Raw genomic sequence first — 13163 nt, forward strand, 5'->3', positions numbered from 1 at the left:
CACAAAATTGAGTTTCTGTGCAAAAGTAGTTGGATTGTACTATACCGACAGCCACATATTAAGCATTTAGGGGGAATAAATTCGTCGGGTTGTAGAATTTCCGTATATTTTTACCCTTTGCATAATATGAATCGCTATATGATGAATCTGTTACCTCTGATTTGCTATACACCTCATATATTTGCATGCATATAAAGTCTAATGGTAACAAATGGAATTACTATAAATTAAATTTAAAATTATCATGAAAAAAAAGTTATTGGTATATCACTTATACCTTGTAATCCTTTCTTGTATCTTATTTTCTTCTTGTAATACGCAAGGGGTTACCTTTAAGTCGGTGCAAGTGCAAGCTCCTTTTCCAATGGAGCCTATTAAGGAATGCATATTTCCTGAAAGAGACTTTTCGATTGTAGACTATGGTGCTGTCGAAGGAGGAAAACAAAAAAACACCGAAGCTATTGCTAAAGCAATTGATGCATGCAATAAAGCTGGAGGCGGGCGTGTTGTAATTCCGGCAGGGGAATGGCTTACGGGATCTATCCATTTCAAAAGTAATGTAAACCTTCATTTAGCGGAAAATGCAATTGTTCGTTTCACTGATGATCCGGCAGACTACTTACCCGCAGTGATGACGTCATGGGAAGGTATGGAATGTTATAACTATTCACCTCTCCTTTATGCATTTGAGTGTGAAAACATTGCTATAACCGGAAAAGGGTTATTAAAACCACACATGGGATTGTGGAAAGTATGGTTCAAACGCCCTCCGGCACATATGGAAGCATTGAAAGAACTCTATACAATGGCATCGACGGATGTGCCTGTTGAGCAACGTCAGATGGCTAAAGGTGAAAATAATCTTCGTCCACATCTCATTCAATTCAATCGTTGCAAAAATGTTTTACTTGACGGTTTCCATATCGAAGAAAGTCCATTTTGGACAATCCACATGTATCTGGTAGACGGTGGTATCGCTCGTAATCTGAATGTTAAAGCGATGGGGCACAATAATGATGGTATTGATTTGGAGATGACACGCAATTTCCTTATTGAAGACTGTGTATTTGAACAGGGGGACGATGCTGTTGTTATTAAATCGGGACGTAATCAAGATGCATGGAGATTGAACACACCAACGGAAAATATTGTAGTACGTAATTGTTTGGTTTTAGCCGGACAAACTTTATTGGGAGTCGGTAGTGAAATTTCGGGCGGCGTTCGTAATATTTACATGCACGATTGTGAGGCTCCTAACAATGTACACCGATTATTCTTCATTAAAACGAACCATCGTCGTGGTGCATTTGTCGAAAATGTATATATGGAGAAAATAAAAACCGGAGCTACATTACGTGTCATGGAAATAGACATGAACGTATTATACCAATGGAGGACATTGGTTCCTACCTATGAAGAACGTATCACACGTATTGAAAATATTCATATGATTGATATCGATTGTAAGTCGGCTAAGATGATTTACGATTTAAAAGGTGATCATAAATTACCGGTAAAAGATATAGAATTAAGGAACATCCATGTCGGTGTATTGGTAGATAGTCTGAAGCATGTAGAGAATGTGGAAAATATCGTAGCAGAAAATATTACTTTCGATGAACAGAATGCCGATGCGCTTAAAGAACTTGACAGATTTTTGAAGAATAAATAAATTAAATACATTATAAATCAAATAGGAGGAGCGGTAAGCGTTCCTCCTATTTTTGTTCTCAGAGAGTTAGTACTTATTTGAATTGGAAATAATTCTTTGTGTTGTAATAACTAATATTTTCAATCACTTGAGCGATAAAAGGCAGTTCACTTGCCGGAAGCTCACCATTTTCTATATCATTGCCCAGAAGATTACAGAGTGTACGTCGGAAATATTCATGACGCGGATAAGAAAGGAAACCCCGAGAATCGATCAACATTCCGACAAAACGACTCAAAAGACCAAGTAATGATAGAGCATTCATTTGTTTTCCCATCCCATTTTTCTGATCGAGAAACCACCAGCCGGAACTGAATTGAATCTTACCAGGGGTTATTCCATCCTAAAAATTTCCAAGCATAGTAGCAATCACTTCGTTGGCATACGGATTCAGATTATAGAGAATTGTTTTTGTTAGTTTGCATTGTTATTGAGATGATCAAGGAAGCGAGACAGCAACTTTGCGGTATTGAATTCGCCAATAGAATCAAAGCCTGTATCCGGGCCAAGTTTCTTAAACATGCGGGTGTTATTGTTACGTATTGCCCCATAATGAGACGTTGTACCCAGCCTTTTTCCCGATCTATTTCCCTGAAAATAGTCAACATTGCTGATTTGAATTTAAGGATTTTTCTTCCATACACCTTATTGGAAATAGACTTAATTTCATCATCAGTATAGCCCTCAGCATAGAACTCTTCAATACCGTGATCAGAAAGCCGACAACCATTGTCGGCAAAAATCATATCGACAGCGAAGGCTGCTATCATCGAAAGGACTGACCTTTATATCACTTACCTTCGATAAAGTTTCCACATAGGAACGAAAAGCACATTTAAACCGGCTTTATCGGCAGGAAACTCTTCTGCCAATGAAGCGGGACCTTCAATAACCCACAAATGAAAGACCTCAGCCTGTACTACCAGATTGTCGTTATATTGCAATTTTTCTTTAATGGCATCAATCTCTTTTTTTTGGAAAACTCGGAACGATCCGGTCAACCAACGTGGAATATACCGGACATGCTTCATTTAACCAGTCTTCAAATTCATCGCCTAACTCCCATAAGTCGATATATTGAGAGATAGCTTCTTTCAGCCTCTGACCGTTATGGAATACTAATTCGCAGGGAAGGATGATAAGACCTTTTGCTTTATCGCCATTGAATGTTTTAAAACGGTGATAGAGTAACTGAGTCAGTTTCCCTGGATAAGAGGAAGCCGGTTTATCATCTAAATTACATTTAGGATCGAATACAATGCCAGCCTCCGTAGTGTTGGAAATCACAAACCGCATTTCCGGTTGTTCAGCCAGTTTAAGGTATGCATCAAAATCCTGATAGGGATTTAATGCCCGGCTAATCACATCGATCATTTTTAGGCTGTTTACTTTTTCTCCTTTTTCCAGCCCCTAAAGGTTTACATGATACAAACAATCCTGCTTATTCAACAGGTCTACCATACCCTGTTCTATGGGTTGTACCACAACTACACTGCTATTGAGGTCTGTTAATCGGTTCATTTCTCCTATCATCCAGTCTGCAAAAGCACGTAGAAAATTTCCTTATCCAAATTGAATAATACGTTCGGGACGTATTATTCGTTTTACTGTTTTTTTACTTAATTCCTTCATATTCTATTTCTATATAAAAAATCCCGTTAAATAATTTATAAATAATAGCGCTTCCTCTCCGAAAGGAGAGGAAGCACCTACCTAATCAACCTTAAAAATTCTATCCTGGAAATCCAACATGCACATTTATTTTTCTGCTGGTTGATTTGCCTCTGTTGGCCAGTAGGGATTTTGATAAATGGATGAACTTTCCGGCGATTGTCCGTCCGGTGAAGTAACTAATAACTGATCTATCCGTATAGGATGTAGGTAGTGAGCCATTTTCCAGGTAAAACCGTTGTACCCTGCTTGTGATGTAGTTTTTCTTAATGGACGTAGGTATTCACTATCTTCTTTGGATGACACATTTGCTTTTGATGAACCATCGCCAATCAAATTATTATACCAATTTTCCATAGGTGTATTCCACAAATGTATTCCTTCAGGAATGTAGGGCTTGGTGATTAACTGATCCATAGCTCTCCAACGACATAGATCCATGTAGCGTAGACCTTCTGAGATGTATTCACTGCGGCGTTCCCGACGGATATTATATAATGTCGCGTCTGCCAGTATATTATTTGCCGAATAAGCTCCCCAGTCGTTTTCCGCCTCTTTACTCATATCGGTAGCTGCGATAGTTTTGTCAATATCGTCACTTACCAGTGCGCGGCGCCGCAGGAGTTGCCAGTATTCACGTGCAGTAGCGTCCAGAGTACTATTCTTTTCATAACTGGCCTCCATATAATTAAGCAAGGCTTCTGCTGCCCGATAGATAGGGAACGAAGAGTAATCTTTATTCTGTACAAGGTATTTGCTATCCCATTTCCCACCTTTGCGTAATGCATAACCAGTGGTATACTGATATTGTCCCGCTCCTTCAGTGATTTTAGGGTAAGGCTCATCTTTCCATGCGTTGGTCGGGATGCTTACACTTGTTTCGATGCAATAAAGTTGTCCGGGTTCTTTCAAGAATAAGGATAAACGGGAGTCTCTGTTAATACGTACATTGGCTATCTCTCCATCCCCTCTATAATAGCCGTCTCCATGAGCATATGTTCCATGTGTATAAACAGGAGTTCCGTCGGACATCAGAAAGTTTTGTACATAACCACGAGTTACACCTATACCGTGATTTCCCTGATTGGTTGATAGTCCTAGATCATGTCCGCTACCTAATCCTTGCACATATTGTCTCCACAACAATACCTCTTTTACTCCTGAAAGATCGTCGCTTGAGAACATGGCGAAATAAGGGTTTAATGCTTTCAATTCATCCTTTGTTTGTGGCAATATTCCCGTATTTTGAGTCAGGTTACCTTTATATAATTCCGCGACTTCTTTAGATGCATTCATCGCTTGCTCCAGAAACCAATCGATTTCGTTATCAATACTTCCGCTTGGGAATTGATAATTAGCATTATAATCCTTAGATTTCCCTGGCCATCCTTCACCTTTAGGCACAAAGGCCGTTCCCTTGAAATACTTCAACCACGTTCCTTCAAATAAAGCAACACGCGATTTTAACAGCAATGCTACATCTCGATTTATACGGGTTGTTGCCATTTCCTTATCTTTCATGTATTCGGCCGCTTTGTCTAGATCAGAAAGAATAAAGCGGGCTACTTCGTTACGTGGGAAACGTCTGCTCGCTTCTGTCAGTATGGCCATATCGTCTTCAAGTGGTTCTTCGATGATTGGGAAATCGCCAAATTTCTGATAGCGGTTAAAATATTCCAGTGCTCTCAGGAAATACATTTCACCAATATAATGCTTAATATCTGGTAAATTTCCGGTAATTGTGTTTTTCGTACCGTTTATATCATCACCATATTTAGGTAATACATTGGCAAAAAAGAAGTTCAGCCTATAGATAGTTTTGAAAGACCAATTTATGGAAATTTTATCATCATCTTCTTTTTGCGGCACTCTCCATTCTCCTTCAGTGAATCGGTTTGGAGGAGTGGCCGAAATCTGATTATCTGTTCCATCGTCTTTGCCATAAATCCCGTAAGAGTTTCCAGATACGCTAGGGAATATATCTACATAATATTTATCTGCATATGCTTGAAGGTGGGTTACATCTGTGAAATATGTTTCTGGCGATAGGTTGGCTAACGGTTCTCGGTCAAGAAAGTCTTCGCACGATGCGAAAATAGTAGTTACCAGCACAATGATTATAATCTGAATATACTTTTTCATTTGTTGATAGATATTAAAGTGTTATACTTAAGCCGAATGACCATGTTCTTGATAGCGGATAGGCATTGCCATACCACCCTCCGGTACAAGTTTCTGGATCGAAAATGCTTGATAATGAAGTGAATGTCAGTAGGTTTTCGCCTGAAACATAAATACGGCATTTAGACATGCCGACTTTCTGCATCCAGGTTGAGGGTAATGTATAGCCTATTTGTAAGTTCTTTAGACGTAAATAACCAGCATTCTGCATGTAGCGTGATTGTGTTTTCTGGTTTTTTGCCCCATAGGATGTTCCATCCGAACTTGATGAAAAAATAGGACGAGGATAATATGAATCCAGATTAGCAGGAATCTCATACCCAACCAGACCCACAGGGTTAGCACGAAAATAATCGTTATGTTCTTCCAGTCCGATAGTATGCCATTTACTCTTTCCTCCAAGAACACCCCAAAAATATGATGAGCCCCCTGGCCAGAAGTCCTGTTGCATTACTCCTTGCAAGAAGCACCGAAGGTCGATCCCTTTCCAATCGGCAGTTAGGTCGATACCATAAAAATAATGCGGGTTTTTGTCGCCTAGGATTTTTAAATCACCATGATCTTCCCAAGTACGTGAGCCTTCGCTGATTTTTCCGTCTCCATTGCGGTCTTTATACATAATATCTCCGGCTGCCCATTGTGTACCAAGATCGTTTTGTCCACCTTTTGGCAGTGATGCTAGATGCGTGTCCATTTCTTCCTGCGATTTGGCAATACCTATAGTTTCATATCCCCAAATCAGCCCAATTTTCTTACCTTTCATATACTGATCAATAGAACCGGTTTTGTTTCCCGGATAGCTATCAATGTAAGTTGTTTGATCTGAAAGTGTAGCTGTAATTCCATATCCTAACCCGTTGTTCAAACGATCTCGCCAGGTGAGTGATACTTCCCAACCACGTGTCTGTAAATCACAGTTATTAGTCTTTGGAGGATTAAGCCCCAAGGTTACCGGTAGCTGTGGTGCAGGGCCTACCATACCTTTGGTATAGCGTTTGAAATAGTCGAACGAACCCGATAAACGGTTGTTGAATAGAGCAAAATCCAAACCAATATCATACGAGCGCACGGATTCCCAAGTAAGCGTAGAACTAATCAATTCTTCCACTTCAGCCGTGTTTGGCCTTACTCCTCCCTGAATCCAGTCACCTTTTCCGGCTTCAAGTTTCATCTTCCGATACGTTGGATAATAATTTGTTGTATTCTGATTCCCTAACTCTCCGTATGAGAAACGAAGCTTCAGCTGATCCACAACACTGTTAAGGGGTTCAAAGAATTTTTCCTGTGCTATATTCCATCCTAATGAGAAGGAGGGGGACCATTGCCAACGACTTCCACGGCGGAAGCGTGATGAACCATCATAGCGTAGGTTGACTTCGGTCAGGTAGCGACCTTGATAATCGTAATTCAAACGTCCAAAAAATCCGGCTGTAGCCCAATCCTTGCTGTTTCCAGTTACTTCGGTGGCAATTTCTTTACCCGTTGCATCTAGTCCAGATGTTAAGTCGAATTCTAATAGATCTTCAGTGATTAAGCCGTATTTGGTTACGTCAAAATAGTGATAATTCCATTCTTCTGCCTGAAAACCTCCCATGATTTTGAAGTTATGCTTTTCAGCAAAAGTGTGATTGTAAGTACTGTAGATATTCAATCCCCAGTAGTTTTCCTTTTGGTCGTTTTCTTTCAACCGGGAGTGGATATTATTAGTTACGATTTTTTCTCCTTCCGGATTGTAATTATAATATTCGGTAGTAGACGCTTTGGTGCTAATCTCATTAATACTATAATTTAACTCTATATTTGTAACCCAATTTTTTATCGGTTCTATAATAAACGAGCCTTGGTAGTAGTTACGATCACGTTGCACAGTTCGTTCACCGCCTTCTACTAACTGACGGATCTGATCGTGATTAATATGCCCGTTTCTATCATATATGGGCATATTAGGCCAGTTCGTACGTCCCAGATTTCCCCAAAAACTATTTGTATCATTGTCATCCCCATAAAAAGACGTAGGTCTGATTTCATCCCGACGGGTGAAGCGCTGACTATAGTTGAATTTAAGCCAATTGGTAATCTGAGTGCTTATCTTTGCATTGACATTGTAGCGGGTCATTGATTCTTTTCCGAAATTTAGTAAGCCACCTTGGTCCAGAATGTTGAAAGATGCATAATAGGTGACTTTACTGGTACCACCTTGTAAGCTTATATTGTGCTCTTGTGAGAAAACCTGATCTTTATACATTGCATCCCAGATGTCGGTATTGGCGTAACCTTTGGTCCAACGGTCTTCCCATTTCGAGCCATCAGCAACAGCATCCAATCCATATTGTAGCTTTCCCGATTGGTAATCCAACATTTTTTGCATTACTTCATCTGTATAATCAGGATTAACTCCCTGATTACGTGCAGCTTCGTTCATCATGTTGGCAAAGGTGTACGAATCCATTCCTTTAGGCAGGTTCATAGGACTACTGATACGAAAGCTATTGTTGTAGTTAACCGACATTTTCCCTTTCGATCCTTTCTTTGTAGTTACTAGTATAACTCCGAAAGGTGCACGCGAACCGTAAATGGACGAGGCGGCGGCATCTTTCAAAACGGAGATATTTTCGATATCCTGTGGATTAATAGTATTGATGTCACCTTCCATACCATCTATTAGTATAAGGGGTGAACCTTTTGAACCGTCATCGATAGTACCTGTTCCACGCACAGATATACTCATATCTTTTTCCAGCTGCCCAGAGTTTGTTGCAATTTTCAGACCTGGTACTAATCCTTGCAATGCCTGGGTAGCCGATGTTACCGGACGTGATTCAATTTCTTTAGCTGTGGCTATACCCACTGCTCCAGTAAGATTTACTTTCTTTTGAGTACCAAACCCCACAACAACCACCTCGTCCAGTGTTTGTGTGTCTTCTTTCAACGTGAAATTAAGGATACTTCCTTTTACCGTCGATTCCTGGGTGATGTACCCGATGTAGGATACCTGTAGTTTCGCATTGGATGAGGAAACCGACAAGGAATAGTTACCATTTATATCGGTAATAACTCCATTGGAGGTACCAACTTCAATTACATTGGCGCCAATAATCGGTTCGCCATTTCCGTCAATAACTGCTCCTGAAACAGGCCTATGCTGGGCCGTTATTTGAACAGTTACCAACAAACAGAGCATCAGGAAGGATATCTTCTTCCATAACCCACCTCCACCTGTTTTCACATTTCTGGGTGAAGCGTGATTGTTTTTCAATGTGTAATTCATGTTTCTCATGTTTTTAATTTAATTTATTTAGTGTAATTTTTAGTAATTGCACAGTGCAAAAATAAAGGTTCACATTCAGTAAGACCGCCTGTATTCCGTCAAAGACCGCCTGTTTGCTAAATCCATTTTTATAATAAAAGCCGATGATAATTTTATTGGAGTTTCAAAATAGAATCTCTTTTTGACGAATTTGTTATCCCCCTATTTCTGATAAATCTCCTAATTTTGGAGAATTATCAATATATATATTATTTTTGTTGTTGAGGTGTAACAAAAAAAAGAGATTATGCAAAAAAGACTGTTTATCATTCTATTACTACTATTTCATTTAGGACAGGGATATGCTGTTCTTTCCCTCTCCATGAGCAATCTCAATATAACAAACGGCCTTTCGAACAACTATGTAAAAGATGTAGCACAAGACAGACAAGGATTTATATGGATTGCTACTGAAGCCGGATTAAATCGTTTTGATGGATGTCAATTCACACGCTATACAAGCACTAACTCGGAGTTGAAGACAGATGCTATAAATACATTATTATATGATGAACAAAATAATCTATTGTGGATTGGGACACGTTCGGATTTAACTGTACTTGATTGTTCTACTTACAAATTCACCCATTATGGCATGCAAGACAATATTCATCTTAATAACATAGTGAGTATGTCACTTGCCGGTGACACGGCCATTTGGATAGCTACTCATTACAATGGAATTCTGCATTGCAACAAAAAAACAATGAAATTCACAAGCTACACAAATGAAAGCATTCCGGAACTTAAAAATTCTAATTGGTGTATTTTTGATGACGGACATGGAAAGATTTACGTAGGACATTCATTGGATGGGTTGACAATTATAAACGCAAAGGATTTATCGGCTCTCCATTATAAGAATGAGCCTGACAATTCTTCCAGCCTGCCGGGTAATAGCGTATATTCCATTTGTGTTGACCACATGGGGAATACATGGGTTGGAACCAATCAGGGACTGGCACTTTTCCAACCGGAAAAAGGAGAGTTCCAATCATTTAAGCATGACGAAAAGAATCCGAATTCAATCATTGCCGACCATATCTATGATATCAAGCAAATGGATGATGCCACTGTCTGGATTGCCAGTGATATAGGGGGGATAAGCATACTTGATTTATACAATCTCAACCTGAGCAATACGGATAGCGTACGTTTCAACAATATCACGGCCACAAGTTCAGGCACAAATCTTTCTTCGGGAAATATTCGCAGTCTGCTGCAAGACTCTTTTGGCAACATCTGGATAGGGAATTACAGCAGTGGGCTGGATTTTATAAGCCATACAGAACCTCTCTTCAAAATACTTCCATATATTCGAACTGTAAACAACAAAATTAAAAACAAACAGGTATGGGGAGTCTATGCAGACAGTGAAGGGAAGGTATGGGTTGGAGGAGAGAATGAAGTCAGTATATTTAAAAATAATCAGTTGCTGCGCTCAATCAATATATCCCAATACCAGTCAAGACCTTATACTCAGGTTTTTACTCTTTGCGGCAATCGTCAGGGAATAATTCTGCTGGGAACATTTGACGACGGCCTATTGGAATTTGATTCAAATACAGGAAAGGTGCATCGTATTGATCTGGGTATAGAGCACGTAGATGTTTTTACCATCAAAGAAGCGACTGACGGCACAATGTGGATAGGAGTCGAATACGGACTTTATACTTACCGGAACGGCAAAATACACAGGGAAGAGAAGATTATCAGTCAATTGGTGAATCAATCTGTTTATGGCATAGCCCACGACCGCCAAGGAAAAGTATGGATCGGTACAAATAATTCCGGTGTGTCTATATTCAATTATAACCATGAACTGGTGCACAGGCTAAATGCCGAGAATGGCTTTTTCTCCAATGCAGTCAACAGTCTTTATATGGATTCCAAGGGAGGCATTTGGATAGCTACCCGAAATGGCATAGGATATGTAGAAGATACAAAAGACCCGGATCATTTTGAAATGTACGGAAAGGAGGAAGGACTTGAAGATTGTTTCGTGCGCTCTATTCTGGAAGATGAAGCCGGAAATATCTGGCTGAGCACTAATCAGGGTATTTCATTATGGAACAAAGAAGAAAAAACATTCAGTAACTATGACCATAACGATGGCATACCGGCTGGAAATTTCATAGAAGGCTCATCTTGTCTGTCTGCCGATGGCACTGCCTATTTCGGTTCATTAAACGGTGTATCCTATTTCAATCCGGCATTTGTCTTGAAAAAGCAATCCATAGCTCCAATTCAGCTTATAGAATGCAAAGAAATATCCGTAAGTAAAGATAATGTGAATATTGAAAACATTATTCCCATAACGGAAGAAGAAATAAACTTCAGCCATCATGAAAATTCTTTTTCCATATCCTTTGCAGTCCCCGATTATGCGCAGAGCAAACAAGTGGAATATGCCTATATATTGGAAGGCTTCTATAAAAATTGGGTTAAATCGAATGGAGAAAACACGGCTGTCTTTCGTAATATACCTCCCGGTAAATATACTTTCAGGGTAAAGGCTCGTCTGAAAAATCAAGTATGGGATGAAAGCCGTATGGTCTCACTCAATATACACATTCATCCTCCCTTCTGGTTCACTTGGTATGCGTGGTTCTTTTATATCTTGCTCGCATGCATAATTATAATTTTCTACATTCTGTCCTATCAGAGAAAATTAAAGCTCAAAAGCCTCCAAGAAATCGAAAAGCAACACAGTTTGAATGAGCAGAACCTCAACAATGAGCGTTTGCAGTTTTATACAAACATCACCCATGAACTGCGTACACCTCTGACCCTTATCATAGGGCCGCTTGAAGACTTGGCCGACGACAAGAAAATCCCGGAAGTTTACAGGAGCAAGATCAACTCCATTCACGGCAGTGCGATGAGATTGCTAAATCTTATCAATCAGCTGCTGGAATTCCGTAAAACAGAAACCAATCACCGGCAGCTGATTGTCTGCAAAGGAAATTTAACGGGACTCGTGACTGAGATCGGCCTCCGCTATAAAGAGCTGAATTGCAACCCCGATGTAAAGATACAGATAAAAACAGGTGAGCTTCCGATTCAAATTTACTATGACCCGGAAATCATAACGACTATTCTAAACAACTTACTGTCCAATGCCATAAAATACACACATCACGGAGAAATTATAATATCACTTTCTTGCGGCAATGAAACAAGCGGCAACTATGCAATTATCTCTGTTTCCGATACGGGGTGCGGCATCGAACCGGATGAACTGCCCCATATCTTTGAACGATACTATCAAGGAAAAGGGAAGTATCAGGCATCCGGTACAGGAATAGGATTGGCATTGGTAAAATCATTGGCCACCCTCCATCAAGGGATGTTGGAAGTTAAGAGCGTTGTCGGTAAAGGTACCACCTTTACCTTCCGGATACTTGCCGATTATGACTATCCGGATGCTATGCACAAGGAGGTTGCGTCTGCTTCCGAAGTCGTCGACATGGCTGAAGAAGACAGCGAGCAAGACAATCGTCTGCTGCTTCTCGTCATAGAGGACAATGAGGACATACGAAAATATATTGTTTCATCATTTAATACCGAATACAAAGTATTGGAAGGAAGCAATGGAAAAGAAGGACTCGAAATAGCCTTGTCAACCATCCCCAATATAATAGTCAGCGATATAATGATGCCGCAGATGGATGGAATCCAATTATGCCGTGCTATAAAGGAGGATATACGCACCAGCCATATACCCGTAATCTTGTTAACAGCTAAAGATTCGATGCAAGACAAGGAGGAAGGATATGAGAGTGGAGCAGACTCTTACCTGACCAAGCCATTCAGTGCAAAACTGCTGCGTACACGCATGCTGAATTTGCTCGAATCACGAGCACGTTTGGCAAAACGAATAACTGATTCGTCATTGACTGGTAGCGAAACAGAGTCTGCTATTTTTATAGAAGAACCCTTAAAGTTAAGTAATCTGGATGAGGCTTTTCTGAAAAAAACAACCGAAATTATCGAGGAAAATATCAATGATGAGAAACTGGATATTATTTTTCTTACACAACAGATAGGAATGAGTCACTCCACCATGTATCGGAAAATCAAAGCATTAACTGGCATTACCGTAAATGAATATATTCGCAAAATACGTTTGAGAAGAAGTATGCAATTGCTTCAAACGGGTGATTACAATGTCTCAGAGGCGGCTTATATGAGTGGATTTAATACTATGAGCTATTTCCGTACATGTTTTAAGAATGAATATGGATACTCTCCTTCAGAAGTAACACGGGCAAAAAACAACAATAAATAATC

General features: G+C 39.8%; 4 protein-coding genes and 2 pseudogenes. 2 read left to right on the top strand and 4 right to left on the bottom strand.

The window, feature by feature from the left end; genetic code table 11:
- The first annotated feature begins 244 nt into the window (after positions 1-244).
- Positions 245-1672 carry an alpha-d-galacturonidase gene (locus GKD17_RS09515; RefSeq protein ID WP_007838651.1) on the top strand — a complete coding sequence of 476 codons (1428 nt, stop codon included), beginning with the start codon at positions 245-247 and terminating at the stop codon, positions 1670-1672.
- Between the two features lie 73 nt (positions 1673-1745).
- On the opposite strand, the pseudogene GKD17_RS23850 reads toward GKD17_RS09515, so the two are convergent.
- The 4 genes and pseudogenes from GKD17_RS23850 to GKD17_RS09535 form a co-directional block, all read right to left on the bottom strand.
- Positions 1746-2539, bottom strand: a pseudogene (locus GKD17_RS23850) (glucuronate isomerase); the annotation flags it as partial.
- Positions 2530-3343: pseudogene (locus GKD17_RS09525) on the bottom strand (tagaturonate reductase); the annotation flags it as partial. The pseudogenes GKD17_RS09525 and GKD17_RS23850, both read right to left, overlap by 10 nt.
- Before the next feature lie 126 nt (positions 3344-3469).
- Positions 3470-5524 (bottom strand): RagB/SusD family nutrient uptake outer membrane protein, encoded by a 2055-nt coding sequence (locus GKD17_RS09530; RefSeq protein ID WP_007838658.1) that lies wholly within the window; start codon positions 5522-5524, stop codon positions 3470-3472.
- 13 nt (positions 5525-5537) lie between these two features.
- Positions 5538-8840 (bottom strand): SusC/RagA family TonB-linked outer membrane protein, encoded by a 3303-nt coding sequence (locus tag GKD17_RS09535; RefSeq protein ID WP_007838659.1) that lies wholly within the window; start codon positions 8838-8840, stop codon positions 5538-5540.
- Positions 8841-9117: 277 nt separating this feature from the next.
- Here GKD17_RS09535 and GKD17_RS09540 point away from each other — a divergent pair, with 277 nt between their 5' ends.
- Positions 9118-13161 (top strand): two-component regulator propeller domain-containing protein, encoded by a 4044-nt coding sequence (locus GKD17_RS09540; protein ID WP_007838660.1) that lies wholly within the window; start codon positions 9118-9120, stop codon positions 13159-13161.
- Positions 13162-13163: the final 2 nt, after the last annotated feature.

The organism is Phocaeicola dorei, from assembly GCF_013009555.1.
Taxonomy (GTDB): domain Bacteria; phylum Bacteroidota; class Bacteroidia; order Bacteroidales; family Bacteroidaceae; genus Phocaeicola; species Phocaeicola dorei.

Excerpts from the sequence above, each read along its gene's own strand:
- GKD17_RS09530 (WP_007838658.1), bottom strand. The coding sequence starts at position 5,524 with ATGAAAAAGTATATTCAGATTATAATCATTGTGCTGGTAACTACTATT.
- GKD17_RS09515 (WP_007838651.1), top strand. The coding sequence starts at position 245 with ATGAAAAAAAAGTTATTGGTATATCACTTATACCTTGTAATCCTTTCT.
- GKD17_RS09540 (WP_007838660.1), top strand. The coding sequence starts at position 9,118 with ATGCAAAAAAGACTGTTTATCATTCTATTACTACTATTTCATTTAGGA.
- GKD17_RS09535 (WP_007838659.1), bottom strand. The coding sequence starts at position 8,840 with ATGAGAAACATGAATTACACATTGAAAAACAATCACGCTTCACCCAGA.